Below are 19,926 nucleotides of genomic sequence, written 5' to 3'. Positions count from 1 at the left end.
GATTTTTGAAACAATCCCTTTCAGCTAATTAATCATTTTGACGTTTGTAATACCATAATAATCCTGATTTCATTAAGCGAGCGATACGCCCAGTTACTGTTGTATCAGCTAAGTATACAAAGCCTTGTTTTTTACCAAGAGCTCCCATAAAGCCTTTTAATTTAATATCTGGCATCTTCTCTGGTAAATGTTCACCTTTCCAACGCATACGAAGTACTTTCACAATTTGCTCCGCTTGTTCCTCTGCTAATTGTGCTGTTGGGGCTAAATCTGATGAAGCACAATCTCCTACAACATAGACATGTTCATCATCGAGTAAATTAAAATACTGTGTGACAAGTGGACGGTCATGTTTATCTTTCTCAACATCCATATCACGCACAATTTTGACTGGCTGGACACCTGCAGTCCAAACCACTGCATCGAGTAAAATTTCATCATCATGATTAAAAATTTTACCTGGCTCTACTCTTGTAATATTTGAATTGGCAACCACATCAACATTATGCTTAACAAACCAATCCTTTACATACTTACTTAGTTTTTCTGGAAAATCTTTCAATATACGTTGACCACGGTCAAATAGCTTGATTTTTAAATCTGAGCGACTTTCACGTAGCTCACTTGCAAGCTCAATTCCACTTAGGCCAGCCCCTATAATTCCAACTGTAGACCCAGCTGGTAACCCACAAAGTGCTTGGAATGTTGCACGTGATTTACCCATTGTTTGAATGCTGTACGTATACTCTTCCGCACCTGGTACACCATGATATTTATCTTCACAGCCAAGCCCAATGACTAAATCATCATATTCTATACGTTGTCCGTCTTCAAGAATGACTACTTTTTCCGCACGATTAATTTCAACGACTTCTCCATATACGGCTGTTAAACGTTCATGCTCTGGGAAGCTTACACGAATTTCTTTATCTGTTGCTGTCCCTGCCGCCAATGCATAAAACTCTGTTTTTAAACTATGGAAAGGGGCTCTATCTACTATAACTACCTCTCTGTCTAATGGTAGGCTGTTTAATAGACGAAGCATGACACGCATATTGCCGTAGCCGCCACCTAAAAGTACTAATTTTCCCATAATAGTCTCCTTTTATATCTCTTTTAATAATTGTTCACAAAGTATCCACAAACGAGTATAACCGATTGTGAGAAGTTTCACAATATCAGAATGAAATTTTGTGAAAGATTTCACAAAATAAACGAGAACCTGTTCATTTCTATTGATTTTTAAGCCATTAATAACAAATTCCCTTTATCTTTTATTAAAAAACGTTTCTTTTCTCTTAAACATAAATAATTGACGAAAATCGTAAAACCGAGTAGCATTACTTTGGTGAGGTGACATGGATGAATCCAATGGTTGAATTTTGTATAAGTAATTTAGCAAATGGCTCTCAAGCAACTTATGAAGTACTCGAACGCGATCCAAACATCGACGTTTTGGAATATGGCTGCCTCAGTTATTGTACAAAGTGCTCAGAATCCTTTTATGCAATAGTAAACGGTGAATTAGTAGAAGCAGATTCTCCTGATGAATTAACGAAAGCCATTTATCAATTTATTGAAGAAAATCCTTTATGGTAGTTTTCTAAAATACCTATATGAATAAATTTGAACAAATAAAAAGGATGTTATGCTGAAAATTAGCATAAACATCCTTTTATTACTTTAGTACGTCCACTACATATGTAGGTTGGCATTCTTTTTCGAGGACAGTCTTTGTAGGCGTCACCCCAGTATTCACATGAATGGTGTCACAGCCAAATCGAATGCCACACATAATGTCCGTATCATAATTATCACCGATCATTACCATGTCTTCTTTCGCAATTCCATGTTCGGTCGCAATTACTTCCAGCATGGCTGGCGATGGCTTACCAATATAGATTGGTTCAACATCTGCAACTTCTCCTACCAAGCGTGCAAAAGAACCATTGCCTGGTAAGAACCCGTATTCTGTTGGGAATTTAATATCTTGATTCGTGGCAATAAAGGTCGCTCCTTGCTGAACAAAAACCGTGGCCCTAGCAAGTGCCATATAATCAAGCGTACGATCAATCCCCATAACAAATACATCGGGCTCATCCTCAACAGGCACAATATTTTCATTGAGTAGTGCCTGACGAATACCATCTGTACCCATCATCGCTACTTTTTTGCTTGGAAAATGTAGGGCCACATACTTTGCTGTGACCAATGCACTTGAATAAATATGCTCTAATGGCGCGTTCACGCCAATAGACAGTAAAGCTTCTTGCAGTTGTTCTCGCGTCTTCGAAGAATTATTCGTTACATAGAATGGCTCAATTCCTGCTTGCTGTAAACGATGAATAAAAGCTACCGCAGAAGGAATACCTTCCTTCCCACGGTAGACAGTACCATCTAAATCAAAGCAATAGGCCTTATATTGTTTCATTGATGATCCTCTGGCAAAAATGCTGAAACAGGTCCTAATTCATTTGTTAAATAATTATGAACTGCTGGCGAGAACTGCTTTAAAGCCATTAGATTGGCTGTTAGTACATGGATAACCTCTTGGATATCTACCTCTATAAACTCACGCACTAGCATTTTACGTAAGCCAACAACTGCTTTGTATGGTGCTTCCAAATCAGCAGCTACAACTTTTTCATCGACTAAAATATCAATAATATCCTCGTAGCTTCCTGGATCGCGCATAATGAAACCGTCAATCATTAAATTTCCTACATCCATCATTGACTCCATAATGTTGTGTCCAATTCGCTCGATAGCTAATTTCTTTATATCATTCTGAAGCCAGTTATCCTCTGTCTCCAAAATAGTTAATAGCCCATCTAAGTACTGTAAATTTTTTGTGATTTTATTACGATCTACAAAATACACAAGGAAAGCCCCCATTCAAATCTTTAAAAGTTGATAGTCTTTTCTCTTCTATAGTACCATAACTATAGGATTGGAAGGAGATTAAAAGATGGAACGTTTTTTTTTATATGATGATGTAGAAGATACGAAAACAAGATTTGTTAGTTTTGCTGGACAAAAGCTACGTTATGATTTAGCAATATTACAATCTGGCCGCTTCTTTGGAAAAGTGCTTGTCATGGATATCCAGTTCGGTCGCTTTGCTATTATTGGTCCTGATGATGTAGAAGAGCCTGGGTACTTAGAACATGTGTACAATCGCACAGAGGAAGAAACAATCGAATTACGGGAATACTTGCGTGAATTATTGAACTAACACCCATTTTATTGGGTGTTTTTTTATATAACATAAAAAAATTTCGCTAGCCATGGGCGATTGCGAAATCTTTTTACGTATTGTTATTTATTTAAAGTGGATGGATTATCTTTATTATGGGGCTTGTCTTTATTTTCATTATCATTTTGCTTTTTCGCTTGCTGATTTTGACCAATCACAGCTAAATCGTCTACACTAATATCAAAACCATACCCATATTCCTCTCGATCTAATGGCTTTTTATTGCGTTTTTCTTTTGCCAACATCATCACCTCCATTCATAAATTATCCCTTTTTTAATGATTTATACGCCCTTTTTCTCAATACGTTTAAGCTGTGACATCCTTAATAATCCACTGGGCAGCGCTTATTAAATCTGGAAAGACAGCATCTGCTAAGGGATCTTGTTCCCCTAGGAAAACACCCTTTGTTCCTGCCCGTTTTCCTGCCATAATATCCGTATCTGTATCGCCTACCATATAGGATTTTGATAAATCAATGTTATATTTCTTTCCTAAATCCACAATTAATTTGCTATTGGGCTTGCGGCAGGCACAACCTGACTTAGGTTTGTGCGGACAATAAACGACTTCATGGATCACTGCCCCTTTTTTCTTTAGCTCCTTCACCATATGTTCATGTATTTTCTGTAAGCCACTTTCCTTCATAAAGCCTAAACCAACCCCACCTTGATTTGTCACGACAAACACATAATCAAAATGCTTATTTAGCTTTCTGATTGCCTCAGGCACTTGCGGTAAAAAGTACAAATCCTTAGGCTTATTCACAAACTTCACACGATTGGTCAGTACTTCATTGATAACACCATCACGATCTAAAAATACGGCTCTTTTCATTTGCAACACACCTTCGATAAGCTGTTTTGTGCTTTAGTTTTCCCCAATTACACAAAAGCTAATAATCATGAAAAAAAAACCTGATGCCTATCACATCAGGTTTTTGTATAAGAGTTTATTCTGCTAAAGGTTCATGGTCTGTTGGCTTTGTTACTTCACTCATATCCACTACTTCTTGCTGTTTCATAACTTTCCCCAATTTACGTAATACGAAATAAGCACAGCCAAAATTACAGTATTCGTATAGATAATCTTGAAGCGTACTTATTTTTGTATCAAAAGTGGATTTTTGATTTTTATCATCAAAAAACCCCTTTAAACGTAACTGGTTATAGCCCCAATCACCTACAATATAATCGTATCTGGCTAAGATATCTGAGTATCTTTCCTGAAAAACTTCCTCCTGAAAGGCCTCGCGATAATCTTCTATTAGTTCATATTCTAATCCTTCAACTATGATCAAAGTGACACCACCCTTTTCGTTCAGCCTTGACGTTTACACTTCCGCTTGTAATTGACGTTCTTTCGTTGCAGCATTTACTTGTTCGTCTGCATGATAACTACTACGTACAAGTGGGCCAGCCTCACAATGCTTAAAGCCTTTCTCCATGGCAATCTTACGCAGTTTACCAAATTCTATTGGTGAATAGTATTTTTTAACTGGTAAATGCTTTTTCGTTGGCTGTAAATATTGACCGATCGTCATAATATCTACATTATTTGCACGTAAATCGTCCATGACTTCTAAAATTTCTTCATGTGTTTCGCCTAATCCAATCATTAGTGATGATTTCGTTGGAATTTCAGGCTGCATCTCTTTAGCTAAACGCAGGAACTCTAAAGAGCGTTCGTATTTTGCACGAGCGCGCACTCTTGGTGTTAAACGGCGTACTGTTTCAATATTATGATTTAAAATATCTGGTTTTGCATCCATTAACATTTGAAGGTTCTCCTTCATCCCGCCTAAATCTGATGGCAATACCTCAACAGATGTGAAAGGACTTTTACGACGAATTGCACGTACTGTTTCTGCTAAAACTTGCGCTCCGCCATCCTTTAAATCGTCACGTGCGACCATTGTAATAACAACGTGCTTTAAATTCATAATGGCTACTGAATCTGCAACGCGCTCTGGTTCTGCCAAATCTAGTTCATTTGGTAAACCTGTTTTCACTGCACAGAAACGACAAGCACGTGTACAAACGGAACCAAGAATCATCATGGTAGCAGTACGTCTCTCTCCCCAGCATTCATGGATGTTTGGACAACGAGCTTCTTCACATACTGTATGCAGATTTTTCTCACGCATCAGCTTTTTAAGCCCTTTATATTCATCATTCGTGTTTAGTTTTATTTTTAGCCAATCTGGTTTTCTTACATGTTCTTCTTTACTTGTAGGTTTACAAGATGTCATACGAATATCGCCCCTATCAAAAATATACATTTTTTAATATTAACTATCTTCACTGTTGTCAATGTAACATATTAAAGGCACTCCAACAACTATCACAACAAACATTTCTATTTATAAGGGACAGGTATTTCTATGGACGGTTGTGGCGCGTCACTACTATTGGTATAAATGTTTGGAACAGGTCCCCTTGTTAGGCCCATCGCTACAGGTATATCCTGTGCAACGGTAGAAGATTTACTAGCGAAAGGAACAATAATCTGAACATTTACCTCTAAATGAATACCTACCTCCACATAAGCACTATTGATTCCAAATTCTTGAATAGAGGATGTCACATTACTATGAACATTCCCAATCACATGGAAGCGAATCGGGATCTTTGGCCCCAAATTTCCAAGCAAGGGAATATTGGCTGCTTGACCAAGCGGTACAAAAAAGACAATGCCATCACCATCTTGGATCCTGTTAATATCATATTCAACATTATCTAATTCAGGTAAATGCGATAGCTCTCCCTGTTCAGCTTGCTCCAAATACATTTTAACAAGCTCTAATGTCTCTGCTCGAACACGATTAATGATTTCTGTATTAAACTTAGTCGTCATCATTTCAGACGTACCTGGAGGAATATCTTCAATGATATCATTTACATCTAATACATTAGAGGTACGTGAATTAATGGCTTTACTCACAACATATGAGGCAATCTTCGTAGTTTGCACTTCCGCATATTGCAAATAGGTTGGCATGAGCCGTTCATTTAAATAATAAATAAATAATATAAGGCAAACAACCATACTAACAATTAAAATCGTTAATTTATTAAGACGCATTCCCCTTCTACCATATGAGCGTAATTTCATTCTTTTTCGAGGGAAAAACAAAAAAATCTCCTCCTGTTCCATAACGTATGAACAGGAGGAGTAATTTATTCTACTTTTGCGGGAACCACATAATCCGTCTCAACATTTTCAATTGTTACATCAGGATAATCCACTAAATTAACTTCATATGTAGCTGCCAGCAATTGATCTTGTTCTTCAAAAATACGAATCCATGGTAATGCCGCATCCAACGTGTTTTGTCTAGATACAATCCCACGGCGTCCATCTGATAATTTTAAAATAACACCATTTGGATAATGAACGACAGCTCTTTTTAAAGCTTTTACAATTCGAGCATCATAAAGAGTGCCCGAGCCAGCTTCAACAATAGCTAGTCCTTGTGAAGGGAGCATCTTCTCCCGGTATACACGATTCGTTGTCACCGCATCAAAAACATCTGCAACACCAATTATCTTGGCAAATGGATGAATTTCAAAGTCAACAAGTCCTCTTGGATAGCCACTTCCATCAATACGTTCATGGTGTTGGAAAGCACAGTGCGCCACAAGCAGAGAGATTGAATGTAAATTCCGTAATAAATCAAAACCATAACGAGCATGCATCTTCATCATTTCAAACTCATCATTCGTTAAACGTCCTGGCTTTGTTAAAATATCTTTCGGTACCATTAGTTTACCGACATCGTGTAATAATGCACCTATCCCGATCAAACGTAAATCCTCAGCAGAGTAGCCAAGTTCTTTGGCAATGGCAATAGAATACAATGTCACTTGGAAAGAGTGTTGATATAAATATTCATCAAATAAATAAGCATCTGTTAAAATGGTTAGAATTTCATTATTTCCAGTAACTGCAGAAAGTAATTCATCTACGATCGAAACAATTGTCTTTGATTGCTGATCTAATATATAAGAAGCATTTACTGGATTCAAACCATCAATGGACTGGAACGAATCCTTTATAGTTTTGATGACTTTATTTCGCATAGCAGGTGGAACGGTCTCTTCTACTTCTATTCCCTCAGAAATCTCATCGTCAATATATAAATAATGTGTATTTAACTGTTGAAGTCTTTGAATAATACGGTCATTAATGACAACATCTTTCTTTAAAAGCGGATGACCTGCCTCATTCCAAATGGTTCTTCCTAATACCATTCCTTCTTTTAATACATCGATTGAAATTAATCGCATGACTTCTTCCCCATTCCATTCTTTAAACTCTCTCTATTGTTTAAAGAATCTTTGACCATAATCTATCATAATGTTTCGTAAAAATTCAGGTAAAATATATTGTTTTTTTGCATATTTAAAACTTGGATAAAAATAACCAAATGTAAACAGATCCAATGTGACCAGTTTATAAATGTGATTTTGATCTGCTAGCTTACCATTAATTAATAATTGCCGATTTTCATTCATGGAAAATCCATATGTCAATATTTTTCCAAAAATGACGCCTCTAAACCCTAGTCCTTTTAGTTCGATATAGGGCCATTCTTCATTTTTGGATTGCATATAAATTTCTTTCATTTCAGCGACGGATAATTCAATTGTACATAAATTAATTGGATGTGGAAAAATTCGGTGCAAATCTAAGGCAGTCACTATTCCCTTAGGAAGACCATCTAAAAATATCCCTGCATTGAATAATGCACAGTCCGCTCCGCTTTTTTCCAAAATTGCATGTGCAAATAAATCAGATAGCTGTGAATAATGGAACCATTCCTTGTTGTAGGCTTTCTTTGTTGTAAAAACTGGAGTATCCAATATTCTGTTACCTTCATCCTCCAAAAACTGTACCACTTTCTGTTCATTTTTAACAATTGGCAAATCCTTATTATGAATTAAAGTATCCTTTTTTTCAACAATTTTCCTCAATTTTTTATCATATTCTATGATAAGATGTCCAGTATATTGGCCAAACTTACCTCCACCTGTCAGTAAAACCCCATTAATCACTTTGCCCTCTGGTAGGACATGATGGGTATGAGAGCCGAATATAACATCAATTTCTGGACACTCATCCGCTAAGAGCTCATCCTCTGTAATGCCTAAATGGGATAAGCATACAACAATGTCTACTTCTTCACGTAGTTGATGCGCTAAACGTAGCAGTGTACTTCTAGCGTCGTCCATATGCCAATTTAATTCTTCATAATATACTTCAAACATGGCCGTGGCTGCAATGACGCCAATCTTCGTACCCATTGCTGTTGTTAAGATTACATAAGGCTTCATCCATGCTGGCTTCTTCCCGTGGGAGGCATATACATTTGCAACCACAACATCAAAATTAGCATTGTCATATAAGTGGAAGAGCTCTTCATGGGATAATGTAATACCTTCATTGTTGCCGATTGTCACCACATCGTAACCCGCCTCATTTAGCAATCGCACATTACCTTTCCCAACTGTTGCTTCTGTATAAATGTTGGAACGATCTAAATGATCTCCAACATCAAACAAATAGCTTGTTTCCCCGATATTCCCTAATTTATTGCGCATTTCTTTCACATAGCTTTGCATTCGTGGCCAATACTTAAAATGACTATGCAAATCATTTGTGTGAAAAATATGGATCTTTTCAAGCATTAAAGCCACCTCACTTCAAATTAAGCTAATATGCCTTCTATAATAGATCGAATTCCTAGTAATAATAGAATAATCCTTAAAGCTAGTACAAGTGTATCGGATTTAATCCTCTTATTTAACGCAGCACCCAGCTTTGCTCCAACATAAGCACCAGGAATAACTGGAATAGTATAAAGCCAGGGTACATGACCGAAATAAACATGGCTTGCAGAATTAACAATGGACGTTAAAAATACCATAAACATCGATGTTGCCACCGCGACATGTGGGGGGAATAAGAATAAAATAATCATTACTGGCACGATCATGGAGCCGCCACCTATTCCAAATAAACCAGAAGCAAAGCCAATACCAAATGTTAATGTAATAGCAAACCAAATGGGATAGCCATATACATAGGTTTTTCCCTCAGAGTCAGTAAACTCTTGCTGCATACCATTTTTTACAAACCATTTTACAGGCTTCAGTTTGTCTCTCACAAGCAAAATAATCGATAAAATAATAAGTAAAATACCGAAATATAAATTAAAGGATGGTAAATCTAATCCTTTATTGACCCATGCGCCAAGGATTGTTCCTGGAATACTTCCAATAAAGAATATAAAACCACTTTTATAATCCACCGTTTTAGATTTCATATAGCTTAGCGTGGAGGCAAGTCCCGTGAAAATCATCATCACCACTGATAAACCGACTACTTTTTGTGGTGTAATATCTGGGATCATTCCTAAATTTAAGCCGATGTATAATGTTGCTGGTACTAATACTACACCACCACCTAGCCCAACTAATGAGCCAATTAGACCAGCAAGCAAGGCAATGATGACTAATAAAATAAACTCCATTATAGTTCCCCTTCAAACATGTTTAATTGTTTAGGTGCCAACCCGACATCGTTAATATTCAACATACCTTGTAGCTCCTTTGCGTTTTTCGCTGCATGATTACCAGAATTATTATTAAATAAAACGAAGAGTTCATTGACCTCTGGTTCAAGCTTTTTCATGCTATCCCCAAGTTGCTGTAATTCTTCTTTATTATAATCATATAAGAAGCGAACTTTACGCCAATTTTCTGCATTTCCTGTGTTCCGCCATCCATGTATATTGCGACCATGGAGACGAATCAACGCTTTATTTGCAGTCACTACAGGGTAGAAAGGAACAGATCCTACACCAGCCTGTGGTTCATCACAAATCGTATGGATAAATTGATGTTCTCGTAAGAAATCTATCGTCTGCTTGACAACATTTTCTGCATACCATGTTTGATTTCGAAATTCAATCGCTACTTCAAAATCCTTTAGCTGCTGTCGGATATACAATAAATATTGCACATTTTTTCCTTGGCAATCAAACCATGGTGGAAATTGTACTAATACCATGGCTAGCTTTCCGTAACGTTTAAATTCATTGGCACATTCAATAAATGCATTGAACATATCATTTTTTGATTCAAAGGGAATCTCTCCACGTAAATGACCCGTCATGCCTTGGTAAGCTTTCACAACAAAACGGAAGTTTTCAGGTGTATCCTCACACCATTTCCGAACATGCTCTTTGGCTGGTATGGCATAAAAAGAAGTATCTACTTCAACCGTTAAAAAATGACCTGTGTAATCAAATAATTTATCCTTTGAAGTAGTCACTCCACTATAAAGTGAAGGGTGATCGCCCCAACCAGTTAATCCTACTACAATCATGTGACATCCTCCTCTATGTACATAATCATAGCACACAGTATGTCACTACAAATAAACATCATGTAAAAAATATACCTTCTTTTATCACTTAATTATGCCAAAGAAAAAGCATGAGTCCATATTCCATTGAACTCATGCTACTATAACAGGCGACGTTTATTTCACAAGATTTTGCCGAATAGCCTCTAAAAACTTAATTCGGCTATATGCAGGGCCACCTTCCATTAGTGGATCTAGTACATTAACAAATACTCGGTCATTTTTAAATGCAGTAATATTTTGGGTGATTGGATTCTCTTTAAAGTCTTCTAAAGCATTCGGCGCGTCCGCATTTTCATCTGTTGAAAACTGCACAAATAAATAATCAGGATTCATATCTGCAAGTTGCTCCACAGAAATGGCTTCTTGAGATTTAGCTTTAGCAACTTCATTAGGTACTGCTAAACCAAGCTCGCCATAAAGAACTGCATTTAAAAATACTTCTTTTGGATAAACATACGCTTGTCCCCCACGAATACGAATAGCCGCTACTTTTTGATCTTGTAGTTTTTCAGTTAGCGTGGACTTAGCAGCTTCAATATCAGCTTTATATGTAGATAAGATCTTCTCAGCATCTGCTTGCTTACCAGTTAGTTCTGCTAGTAAATTCAAATTAAATTCCCAGTTCGTCGAAATATGTGAAACTAAAATTGTAGGTGCAATTTTCTCTAATTTACTTTGTACCTCTTCTGGGAACTTTGTGGACCCTAAAATGACATCTGGATTTAATTCTAATATTTTTTCAAAGTTTGGTTTAATCTTCTCACCAATAGATTCTGCTTTGTCTGTTACAGAAGCATAGAGCTCAGGGAACTTGCCACCAATAGCAATAGCTCCAACTGGGTGAACATCCAGCACCACCATATCCTCCATTGCTTCCATAGCTCCTGTTACAACAATTCTTTCCACTTTTTCTGGCACTTCATAGCTTTCACCAAGATATTCAATCGTTCTTGTGCCATTTTCATTTGTTGATTCTTCTTTTGTCTGTGTCACTTCTTCTTCTTTTGGTGTATCAGTGGAAGATTCCTCTTCTACTGCCTTCTTCTCTCCACATGCGGCGAGAATGAGCATAAATAATGCTATGAAACTAATAAAAAAAAACTTCTTTTTCATTTACCTATTCTCCTTTGAATGATGATTGTTATGAGGATAAACTATCTCATCTTGCTTATTGAAGTACTGCACATCTTCTAGATTTACCATCCCCCTTTTCAATTGATATTGATTCTCATTATCATTTTAGTATGTAATCTTAAATAAATCCAGTACTATTTCGATATATTATAATTATCCACTTTCTTTCACGACGTAAAAACACAAAAAACCCCTAGTCACAATTTATGTTATGACTAGGGGTGGCTAATAAATTAACCGATAGAACCTTCCATCTCGAATTTAATCAGACGGTTCATTTCTACTGCGTATTCCATTGGTAGTTCTTTTGTGAATGGCTCGATGAAGCCCATTACGATCATTTCTGTTGCTTCTTCTTCGGAAATTCCGCGAGACATTAAATAGAATAATTGTTCTTCAGATACTTTTGAAACTTTTGCTTCGTGCTCTAAAGATACATTATCATTAAAGATCTCGTTATAAGGAATTGTATCAGAAGTCGATTGATTATCCATAATCAGCGTATCACATTCGATGTTAGCACGTGCACCACTTGCTTTAGGACCGAAACGAACTTGTCCCATATACGTTACCTTACCACCTTGTTTAGCAATCGATTTAGAAACGATTGTTGAAGATGTGTTTGGTGCCATATGGATCATTTTAGCGCCAGCATGTTGGTGTTGTCCTTTACCTGCTAATGCAATCGATAATGTCATACCACGAGCACCTTCACCTTTTAGGATACATGCTGGGTATTTCATTGTTAATTTAGAACCGATGTTACCATCAATCCATTCCATTGTACCGTTTTCTTCTACAACTGTACGTTTCGTTACAAGATTGTAAACATTGTTCGCCCAGTTTTGAATTGTTGTATAACGGCAATAGGCATCTTTACGAACAACAATTTCTACAACTGCTGAGTGTAAAGAGTTTGTTGTGTAAACAGGAGCTGTACAACCTTCAACATAGTGTACGTGAGCGCCTTCATCTACAATAATAAGTGTACGTTCGAATTGACCCATATTTTCTGAGTTAATACGGAAGTAAGCTTGTAACGGTGTTTCTACTTTAACACCTGGTGGCACATAAATAAACGATCCACCTGACCATACTGCTGAGTTTAAAGCAGCAAATTTATTGTCTGTGTAAGGAATCACTTTGCCCCAATATTGTTTGAAAATATCTTCGTTTTCACGTAGAGCAGAGTCAGTATCTTTGAACACAATACCAAGATCTTCAAGGTCTTTTTTCATGTTGTGATAAACTACCTCAGACTCATATTGTGCAGATACACCTGCAAGATATTTTTGTTCAGCTTCTGGGATACCTAATTTATCAAAAGTTGCTTTGATTTCATCAGGTACTTCATCCCATGATTTTTGAGTAGCTTCTGATGGTTTTACATAGTACGTAATTTCATCAAAATCTAAATCTCCAAGATCGCCACCCCATTGTGGCATCGGTTTTGTATAAAATGTTTCAAGAGCTTTTAAACGGTATTCTAGCATCCATTCTGGCTCTTGTTTCATATTTGAAATTTCACGGACGATTTCTTCAGTTAAACCGCGTTTTGAACGGAAAATTGATACGTCCTTGTCATGGAAACCGTATTTGTAATCGCCGATATCAGGCATTTTTTTAGCCATCGTTTCTCCTCCGTTCATTGAGATGTATTTTTCTAGGTAATCATCCCTTGCTTTGAGTGAAGGCATAGTAGCTTTCACTCAAGAACAAGGAAGTAAGATTTATTTCACACCTTTTTCCATTGCTTTCCAAGCCAATGTTGCACACTTAATTCGTGCTGGGAATTGTGAAACACCTTGCAGTGCCTCAACATCCTCAAGGTCATATTTATCGCTGTACTCCTCACCCATCATCATTTTAGAAAAAATATCAGAAAGCTCAATAGCTTCCTCTACTTTTTTTCCTTTGATGAGCTGTGTCATCATTGATGCAGAGGACATAGAAATAGAACAGCCTTCACCATCAAATTTTGCATCCTCTACAACACCGTTTGTCACTTTCAATGTTAAGTGAATACGGTCGCCACAAGTCGGATTATTCATATCGATCGTTACAGCATTCTCATCTAAAGATCCTTTATTACGAGGATTCTTATAGTGATCCATAATGACTGAACGATATAGTTGATCTAAATTATTAAAAGACATCGCCAAAATACTCCTTCGCAGAACGTAACCCTGCAACTAAACGGTCAATATCCTCCTCTGTATTGTACAGATAGAAGCTTGCTCGTGCTGTCGCTACTTGCTGAAGACATTTCATTAGTGGCTGTGCACAATGATGTCCTGCACGAACAGCAATACCATTCATGTCAAGCACCGTTGCCACATCATGTGGATGTACATCATCTAGATTAAATGTTACTAATCCACAACGCTTCATAGGGTCACGTGGGCCAAAAATTTTCAAACCGTCAATTGTTTCTAGTTGATCCATTGCGTAGCCTGCAAGCTTATGCTCATGCTCTAGAATGTTATCTAACCCGATATCAGTTAAGAAATCAATAGCGGCTCCTAAACCTATTGCACCTGCAATAATAGGCGTTCCACCTTCAAATTTCCACGGTAATTCCTTCCACGTTGACTCATAAAGCCCAACAAAATCAATCATTTCGCCACCAAACTCAATTGGCTCCATCTTTTCAAGGTGTTCCTTTTTACCATATAGTACACCTATTCCAGTTGGTCCGCACATTTTATGCCCTGAGAAACCTAAGAAATCTACATCCAAATCTTGCACATCAATTTTCATATGTGGCGCAGCTTGTGCACCATCGGCTACCATGACAGCACCATTAGCATGTGCAATTTGAGCAATTTCTTTAATTGGATTTATTGTTCCAAGTACGTTTGATGCCATAGACACCGAAACAATTTTTGTTTTAGGTGTGACTGTCGCACGTACTTTCTCTAGGCTAAGAGTGCCGTCTGCTTCAAGCTCAATGTATTTTAAAGTTGCATTTTTTTCTTTGGCTAATTGTTGCCAAGGAATAATATTGGAATGATGCTCCATATGAGTAATGACAATTTCATCACCCTCAACAACATTTGCACGACCATAACTTGTCGCAACTGTATTTAAAGCGGTTGTTGTACCACGCGTAAAAATAATTTCCTGTGTTGATTGCGCATTAATAAACTTACGAACCTTTTCACGAGCACCTTCATATTTATCTGTTGCACGGTTTCCTAGTGTATGCACGCCACGGTGAACATTGGAATTATCAAATTCATAATAAGCTTTAATCGCTTCAATCACTTGAACAGGCTTCTGAGACGTCGCTGCACTATCAAGATATACAAGTCTATGACCATTTACATCCTGATTTAAAATTGGGAAATAGCTTTTAATGTCTTTATTCATCATTAGCGAACTTTCCTTTCAATAACCTCCGTCAGTTGCTTTTGAACGCCTTCAATTGGTAATTGCGTAACAACTGGCGCAAGGAATCCATGGATAACAAGGCGCTCTGCTTCTGCTTTCGAGATACCACGGCTCATTAAATAATAAAGCTGTAATGGATCTACTCGACCAACAGATGCTGCGTGTCCTGCTGTTACATCATCTTCGTCAATTAATAAAATTGGGTTTGCATCCCCACGAGCTTTTTCTGACAGCATTAATACACGTGATTCTTGTTGTGCATCGGCTTTTGTCGCACCATGCTCGATATAGCCAATACCGTTAAAGATTGACTGAGCTGCATCTTTCATTACACCATGCTTTAAGATATGCCCGTTTGAGTTTTTACCCCAGTGACGAACCTCAGTAGTGAAGTTAAGTTTTTGTTCTCCACGACCAACTACGACTGTTTTTGTATCTGCATGAGAACCGTCACCAATCAAATGCGTAATGTTTTCAGAGATTGTATCAGAATCATTCATTAGACCAAGAGCCCAGTCAACTTTTGCGTCACGCGCTAAACGTGCACGACGATTAACATACGTCGTAAATCCTTTTGCAAGGACATCTACTGCACCATATGTCACCTGTGCATTATCTTGAACAACGACTTCCGCAATAATATTCGCTTGCCCTTTTGCCTCTTCAACTGTTGAAACATAAGTTTCCACATATGTTACTGCTGAATTCGCTTCTGCTACTACTAAAACATGGTTATATAATGAAGCTTCCGCATTGTCATTAAGGAAAACAACTTGAAGTGGTTGCTCAATGATCACGTTTTTTGGTACGTATACAAACACCCCACCATTAACAAGTGCTGTATGAAGTGCTGTTAACTTATGCTCATCTACTTTAACAGCTTCTGTCATAAAGTATTTTTGTACAAGTTCGCCATGTTCACGAACTGCTGTGAAAATATCAGTAAAAATAACACCTTTATCAGCAAGTTCTTGTGATGCCTTAATATATGCTGGTGTATTATTACGTTGAATATATAGGTTTTCTTGTGCTTCAAGGTCAATTAAACCTTTTGCTTCTTCAGGTAGAGCATCCAATGAAGGGAATGCCTCACTATGAACTGCCAACACTGGGAAGTTCATGAAATCCCATTTTGTAATATTCGTTCTATCTGGTTTTGGCAAATCTAAACCAGCTACTTTGTCTAGTGCTGCCGCGCGAAGTTCTGTAAACCAAGTAGGTTCACCATTTGCTTCTGAGAACGAGCGCACGTCCTGTACTGTTACAGGCAAGTTAAGTTCCACTGTCATGCTAGTTCGTCCTCCTTCTTATGCTTCTTGTTCTTCTGTTTCTTCTTCGATTCCTAATTCTTTTTTAATCCAGTCATAACCTTCTGCTTCTAAGCGTTGTGAAAGCTCTGCACCACCTGATTTTACAACACGTCCTTGCATCATTACGTGTACATGGTCTGGTGTAATGTAGTTTAATAGGCGTTGATAGTGTGTAATCATTAAGCAGCCAAAGCCTTCACCGCGCATTGCGTTGATGCCTTTTGAGACAACTTTCAATGCATCGATATCAAGACCAGAGTCAATTTCATCTAAGATTGCAAATGTTGGTTTGATCATCATTAATTGAAGAATCTCATTACGTTTTTTCTCCCCGCCAGAGAAACCTTCATTTAAATAACGTTGAGCCATATCTTCGTTCATTTCAAGGAATTCCATGTTTTTATCTAATTCGCGGATAAATTTCATTAATGAAATTTCATCGCCTTCTTCACGACGCGCGTTAATTGCTGAACGTAAGAAATCAGCATTTGTAACACCAGCAATTTCAGATGGATATTGCATTGCTAGGAATAAACCAGCTTGAGCACGCTCGTCTACTTCCATTTCAAGCACATCTTCGCCATCTAACTCAACAGTACCTGAAGTTACTTCATATTTTGGATGACCCATAATAGCAGAAGCTAGTGTTGATTTACCAGTTCCGTTTGGTCCCATAATTGCGTGAATTTCGTTTGTATTAATTGTAAGATTTACGCCTTTTAAAATCTCTTTTCCGTCGATAGCAACGTGAAGATCTTTAATAACTAAAGTTGACATGAAAATACCTCCATAGTGTTCAGTGAATGGGTCAACCATTCCTTAATTATCATCATTCTAATCTTAACTGAAAATCGTTCTCTATGCAAACCATTTCAATTACTTTCCCATTCCTTAAATAAAATCTTTAAAAATAAAGACTTTGTAAGCATTTTCAGATTATTACTACTTCACCTAAACAATGAGAATAGACTTTCTTCATTTTCAATAAAATCTCCCTAATTGAGAATTGATTTCATCTAGCTACATAGTGAAAACCTCGAGAAAAGTGCTAATTGTAGCGGTTTTGTGACAAATTAGCATAAACAACATATCTATACTATAACCTATTTCAGTAAAATGGAATCAATTTAAGTTCATATTGGAAGAAAGAAATTTTGCTATAAAAATTGATGGATTGTATCCTCAAAAGAAAGTAATTTTAGGTAAATGAAAAGACAGAAACGTAGATTGTATACAACATTTCTGCCATTTCTCCATTAATTTAGACGATATGCCCATAAATATCCTTTAGATACAGTAAAAATGCATCTAACAGCTTATAATTTTTATTTTGACATAAACAGTCATTTTTCATCTTAAATAATATATAATTAAGGTATAATCAATCTTATTTTTAGATTAATAGAGGTGAAATGTTAGTGGAGTTACGTCAATTACGCTATTTTGTAGAGGTTGCTGAACGTGAGCATATTTCAGAGGCTGCTGAGCATCTTCATGTAGCCCAATCTGCCATTAGTCGGCAAATCGCAAATCTTGAGGATGAGTTAGGCACTCCGTTATTTGAACGAGTGGGACGAAATGTCAAATTAACACCAATAGGGAAGACATTTCTTGAGCATACCATTACGGCATTAAAGGCCATCGATTTTGCAGCAAAGCAAGTAGAAGAGTATCTTGATCCTGCAAAGGGCTCAATTAAAATCGGCTTTCCAACAAGTTTAGCTAGCTATGTTCTGCCAACCGTTATTTCAGCCTTTAAACGCGAATATCCTGATTTACAATTTCAACTCCGTCAAGGGTCTTATCGATTTTTGATTGATGCAGTTAAAAATCGGGAGTTGAACCTCGCCTTTTTGGGACCCCTGCCCCCGAAGGACGAATCCATTCAATCAACCATTCTGTTTACTGAAAATATTGCCGCACTCCTACCAGCCAATCATCCATTAGCTAAAAGAGAAAGCATACAGCTTGCAGAGTTGAAAAATGATTTATTCGTATTATTTCCAGATGGTTACATTTTGCATAAGGTAGCGATGGATGCTTGTAGAGCTGCAGGCTTTTTACCAAATGTCATTTCAGAGGGAGAAGATTTGGATGCACTAAAGGGCTTAGTCGCCGCTGGCATAGGTGTTAGTCTATTACCAGAAAGTTCTCTTTATGATTCAGCAGCTCGCTTTACCATTAAGGTTCCTATTGAATCTCCTACAATCCCTAGAACTGTTGGTATTATTTCACCCGTAAATCGAGAAATTGCACCATCAGAAATCATTTTCTTAGACTTTGTGAAAAACTTTTTTTCTCGCCTTTCACAATTCCAATAAAAAAATCGCCTTTTGGGCGATTTTTTTATTATTCTGTTGATTGCTCGGCAATCCATTCTATTGTTTTCTCTCCTAAGCCTCCTGCACGCCATAATACAACGTCATGATAGCTTTTCTTTTGAACGTAAGTAACCCATTTTTCTAGCGTTTCTTGATCAGCATACCAAACTTCATGGCTGACATTATTGTCATCTACATATGAAAAATAAACGGCTCCACTTGCTTGATCACGCTGCTTAGCTGCTTTTCTATCGGCTAGTAATTGTTCGGCCTCAAGCTCTGTTAAAGCGACTATTTTGCCCTGAGCTACCCAATCAAAACCTCCAGTGGCAAACGCGATAGCTAAATCTTGATTAGACTTCTTCATTTTTTTTACTAAATCATCTAGAAAAGAAAAAGTAGCTTTAGCACCTGGCCCACTGTGGTAACCATGAACATTATAGGCCATTACTGTATAGTGAGGTCCATCTGGCAATTTCACATCAAATGGAAAGCGTGGTTCGAGTACAACATGCAATGTAACATCCTTTTTGGAAAGCTCTTGGTAAAGCTCTTCTAAAAATAGGATATAGTTTTGAAGGTCATCTTTAGCCACCTTTTCATAATCAATCTCAATGCCATTTACTTGATATTGTTCCACAATCCGCAAAATGTTTCCAATATGCTTTTGCCTTGCTGAGGAATCCTGCAATAATCTATGCAAAAGCGTGCTATCCTTTTGAACAGATGGAGCATTCTCTGTTACATAATCATTGATGAGTGTTAGGATCACATGATGGGAATCATTAAATTGCTGCTTGGTCTTTTGCAACATATCTACGGCATTTTCTGTTAACAATAGTTCATCATTGCTATTAAAATATGCGCCAAAAACACGTATATCTTGTAATCCAAGTTGAGAATTTTCTACATCTTTCATGGCGGATTTATTTTGCCATTCTGGTAACCAAATAGATAATCGGAGCTTCTCCTTATCGTTAAATTCTTCTTTTGCTTTAGCTGGCTGTTCTTTACTATTACTACAAGCTGTAATAAATAGTAGCGCAATACAAATAAATAACATAATGTTCTTCACTTGA

Annotated in this window: 22 protein-coding genes; 3 read left to right on the top strand and 19 right to left on the bottom strand. The window is 37.2% G+C overall.

What is annotated here, in order from left to right:
- Positions 1-28: 28 nt before the first annotated feature.
- Positions 29-1,093, bottom strand: a complete 1,065-nt coding sequence (locus VK91_RS16765) for an NAD(P)/FAD-dependent oxidoreductase (protein ID WP_004228288.1) — start codon at positions 1,091-1,093, stop codon at positions 29-31.
- A gap of 269 nt (positions 1,094-1,362) precedes the next feature.
- On the opposite strand from VK91_RS16765, the gene VK91_RS16760 reads away from it, so the two are divergent.
- A complete protein-coding gene (locus tag VK91_RS16760; protein WP_004228286.1) occupies positions 1,363-1,599 on the top strand; it encodes a YuzB family protein in 237 nt (78 codons plus the stop codon).
- A 79-nt stretch (positions 1,600-1,678) separates the two neighbouring features.
- Here the strand turns inward: VK91_RS16760 and VK91_RS16755 are convergent, their stop codons facing one another.
- Together VK91_RS16755 and VK91_RS16750 are read right to left on the bottom strand one after the other, a co-directional pair.
- A complete protein-coding gene (locus tag VK91_RS16755) occupies positions 1,679-2,431 on the bottom strand; it encodes a TIGR01457 family HAD-type hydrolase (protein ID WP_048394415.1) in 753 nt (250 codons plus the stop codon).
- A complete protein-coding gene (locus VK91_RS16750; protein ID WP_048394413.1) occupies positions 2,428-2,880 on the bottom strand; it encodes a DUF86 domain-containing protein in 453 nt (150 codons plus the stop codon). Before VK91_RS16750 ends, VK91_RS16755 begins: the two co-directional genes overlap by 4 nt.
- 88 nt (positions 2,881-2,968) lie before the next feature.
- Between VK91_RS16750 and VK91_RS16745 the strand changes: the two genes are divergently transcribed.
- Positions 2,969-3,235: a DUF3055 domain-containing protein gene (locus VK91_RS16745; protein WP_009371988.1), complete on the top strand. Its 267-nt coding sequence runs from the start codon at positions 2,969-2,971 to the stop codon at positions 3,233-3,235.
- 83 nt (positions 3,236-3,318) lie between these two features.
- On the opposite strand, the gene VK91_RS16740 is transcribed toward VK91_RS16745, so the two are convergent.
- The 15 genes from VK91_RS16740 to sufC all read right to left on the bottom strand — a co-directional run bounded on the left by VK91_RS16740 (position 3,319) and on the right by sufC (position 17,303).
- Complete coding sequence (locus VK91_RS16740) at positions 3,319-3,513, bottom strand: hypothetical protein (RefSeq protein ID WP_175400780.1); 195 nt, start codon at positions 3,511-3,513, stop codon at positions 3,319-3,321.
- Between the two features lie 51 nt (positions 3,514-3,564).
- Positions 3,565-4,092, bottom strand: a complete 528-nt coding sequence (locus tag VK91_RS16735) for an HAD-IIIA family hydrolase (RefSeq protein ID WP_048394410.1) — start codon at positions 4,090-4,092, stop codon at positions 3,565-3,567.
- A 115-nt stretch (positions 4,093-4,207) separates the two neighbouring features.
- The gene (locus tag VK91_RS16730) at positions 4,208-4,555 is read right to left on the bottom strand and encodes a YutD family protein (protein ID WP_048394408.1); all 348 of its coding nucleotides are present in this window, start codon (positions 4,553-4,555) and stop codon (positions 4,208-4,210) included.
- A 33-nt stretch (positions 4,556-4,588) separates the two neighbouring features.
- Positions 4,589-5,506, bottom strand: coding sequence for a lipoyl synthase (gene lipA, locus VK91_RS16725; RefSeq protein ID WP_004228269.1), 918 nt, complete (start codon positions 5,504-5,506; stop codon positions 4,589-4,591).
- A gap of 107 nt (positions 5,507-5,613) precedes the next feature.
- Complete coding sequence (gene yunB / locus VK91_RS16720) at positions 5,614-6,411, bottom strand: sporulation protein YunB (RefSeq protein WP_048394406.1); 798 nt, start codon at positions 6,409-6,411, stop codon at positions 5,614-5,616.
- Positions 6,412-6,434: 23 nt separating this feature from the next.
- Complete coding sequence (locus VK91_RS16715) at positions 6,435-7,544, bottom strand: HD-GYP domain-containing protein (protein WP_048394405.1); 1,110 nt, start codon at positions 7,542-7,544, stop codon at positions 6,435-6,437.
- 33 nt (positions 7,545-7,577) lie between these two features.
- Positions 7,578-8,945 (bottom strand): bifunctional UDP-sugar hydrolase/5'-nucleotidase, encoded by a 1,368-nt coding sequence (locus VK91_RS16710; protein WP_048394403.1) that lies wholly within the window; start codon positions 8,943-8,945, stop codon positions 7,578-7,580.
- 20 nt (positions 8,946-8,965) lie between these two features.
- A complete protein-coding gene (locus tag VK91_RS16705) occupies positions 8,966-9,790 on the bottom strand; it encodes a sulfite exporter TauE/SafE family protein (protein ID WP_048394401.1) in 825 nt (274 codons plus the stop codon).
- A complete protein-coding gene (locus tag VK91_RS16700) occupies positions 9,790-10,647 on the bottom strand; it encodes a DUF72 domain-containing protein (protein ID WP_048394399.1) in 858 nt (285 codons plus the stop codon). The genes VK91_RS16705 and VK91_RS16700 overlap by 1 nt, the downstream gene beginning before the upstream one ends.
- 156 nt (positions 10,648-10,803) lie before the next feature.
- Positions 10,804-11,802, bottom strand: coding sequence for an ABC transporter substrate-binding protein (locus VK91_RS16695; RefSeq protein ID WP_048394398.1), 999 nt, complete (start codon positions 11,800-11,802; stop codon positions 10,804-10,806).
- A 254-nt stretch (positions 11,803-12,056) separates the two neighbouring features.
- On the bottom strand, positions 12,057-13,454 hold the full coding sequence (gene sufB, locus VK91_RS16690) for a Fe-S cluster assembly protein SufB (protein ID WP_016993620.1): 1,398 nt from the start codon (positions 13,452-13,454) through the stop codon (positions 12,057-12,059).
- A 99-nt stretch (positions 13,455-13,553) separates the two neighbouring features.
- Entirely contained in the window at positions 13,554-13,979 is a 426-nt protein-coding gene (gene sufU, locus VK91_RS16685; RefSeq protein WP_048394397.1) for a Fe-S cluster assembly sulfur transfer protein SufU, read from the bottom strand.
- A complete protein-coding gene (locus VK91_RS16680; protein WP_048394396.1) occupies positions 13,969-15,198 on the bottom strand; it encodes a cysteine desulfurase in 1,230 nt (409 codons plus the stop codon). The genes sufU and VK91_RS16680 overlap by 11 nt, the downstream gene beginning before the upstream one ends.
- A complete protein-coding gene (sufD, locus tag VK91_RS16675) occupies positions 15,198-16,505 on the bottom strand; it encodes a Fe-S cluster assembly protein SufD (RefSeq protein ID WP_048394394.1) in 1,308 nt (435 codons plus the stop codon). Before sufD ends, VK91_RS16680 begins: the two co-directional genes overlap by 1 nt.
- A gap of 18 nt (positions 16,506-16,523) precedes the next feature.
- Positions 16,524-17,303, bottom strand: coding sequence for a Fe-S cluster assembly ATPase SufC (sufC, locus tag VK91_RS16670; protein WP_048394392.1), 780 nt, complete (start codon positions 17,301-17,303; stop codon positions 16,524-16,526).
- A gap of 641 nt (positions 17,304-17,944) precedes the next feature.
- Here sufC and VK91_RS16665 point away from each other — a divergent pair.
- Positions 17,945-18,847: a LysR family transcriptional regulator gene (locus tag VK91_RS16665; protein ID WP_048394390.1), complete on the top strand. Its 903-nt coding sequence runs from the start codon at positions 17,945-17,947 to the stop codon at positions 18,845-18,847.
- Between the two features lie 28 nt (positions 18,848-18,875).
- Here the strand turns inward: VK91_RS16665 and VK91_RS16660 are convergent, their stop codons facing one another.
- Entirely contained in the window at positions 18,876-19,922 is a 1,047-nt protein-coding gene (locus VK91_RS16660) for a glycosyl hydrolase family 18 protein (protein WP_048394388.1), read from the bottom strand.
- Between the last annotated feature and the right edge of the window lie 4 nt (positions 19,923-19,926).

Origin of the sequence: Lysinibacillus sp. LK3, from assembly GCF_001043675.1 — a bacterium.
GTDB classification, from domain to species: Bacteria; Bacillota; Bacilli; order Bacillales_A; family Planococcaceae; genus Lysinibacillus; species Lysinibacillus capsici.
The sequence above is the reverse complement of the archived record's forward strand: the minus strand, read 5'-3'. Positions and strand labels throughout refer to the sequence as shown.

Excerpts from the sequence above, each read along its gene's own strand:
- VK91_RS16700 (WP_048394399.1), bottom strand. The coding sequence starts at position 10,647 with ATGATTGTAGTAGGATTAACTGGTTGGGGCGATCACCCTTCACTTTAT.
- VK91_RS16710 (WP_048394403.1), bottom strand. The coding sequence starts at position 8,945 with ATGCTTGAAAAGATCCATATTTTTCACACAAATGATTTGCATAGTCAT.
- lipA (WP_004228269.1), bottom strand. The coding sequence starts at position 5,506 with ATGACATCTTGTAAACCTACAAGTAAAGAAGAACATGTAAGAAAACCA.
- VK91_RS16715 (WP_048394405.1), bottom strand. The coding sequence starts at position 7,544 with ATGCGATTAATTTCAATCGATGTATTAAAAGAAGGAATGGTATTAGGA.
- VK91_RS16680 (WP_048394396.1), bottom strand. The coding sequence starts at position 15,198 with ATGATGAATAAAGACATTAAAAGCTATTTCCCAATTTTAAATCAGGAT.
- VK91_RS16695 (WP_048394398.1), bottom strand. The coding sequence starts at position 11,802 with ATGAAAAAGAAGTTTTTTTTTATTAGTTTCATAGCATTATTTATGCTC.
- sufB (WP_016993620.1), bottom strand. The coding sequence starts at position 13,454 with ATGGCTAAAAAAATGCCTGATATCGGCGATTACAAATACGGTTTCCAT.
- VK91_RS16735 (WP_048394410.1), bottom strand. The coding sequence starts at position 4,092 with ATGAAAAGAGCCGTATTTTTAGATCGTGATGGTGTTATCAATGAAGTA.
- VK91_RS16760 (WP_004228286.1), top strand. The coding sequence starts at position 1,363 with ATGAATCCAATGGTTGAATTTTGTATAAGTAATTTAGCAAATGGCTCT.
- VK91_RS16765 (WP_004228288.1), bottom strand. The coding sequence starts at position 1,093 with ATGGGAAAATTAGTACTTTTAGGTGGCGGCTACGGCAATATGCGTGTC.
- sufU (WP_048394397.1), bottom strand. The coding sequence starts at position 13,979 with ATGTCTTTTAATAATTTAGATCAACTATATCGTTCAGTCATTATGGAT.
- sufD (WP_048394394.1), bottom strand. The coding sequence starts at position 16,505 with ATGACAGTGGAACTTAACTTGCCTGTAACAGTACAGGACGTGCGCTCG.
- yunB (WP_048394406.1), bottom strand. The coding sequence starts at position 6,411 with ATGGAACAGGAGGAGATTTTTTTGTTTTTCCCTCGAAAAAGAATGAAA.
- VK91_RS16755 (WP_048394415.1), bottom strand. The coding sequence starts at position 2,431 with ATGAAACAATATAAGGCCTATTGCTTTGATTTAGATGGTACTGTCTAC.
- VK91_RS16745 (WP_009371988.1), top strand. The coding sequence starts at position 2,969 with ATGGAACGTTTTTTTTTATATGATGATGTAGAAGATACGAAAACAAGA.
- sufC (WP_048394392.1), bottom strand. The coding sequence starts at position 17,303 with ATGTCAACTTTAGTTATTAAAGATCTTCACGTTGCTATCGACGGAAAA.
- VK91_RS16740 (WP_175400780.1), bottom strand. The coding sequence starts at position 3,513 with ATGGAGGTGATGATGTTGGCAAAAGAAAAACGCAATAAAAAGCCATTA.
- VK91_RS16705 (WP_048394401.1), bottom strand. The coding sequence starts at position 9,790 with ATGGAGTTTATTTTATTAGTCATCATTGCCTTGCTTGCTGGTCTAATT.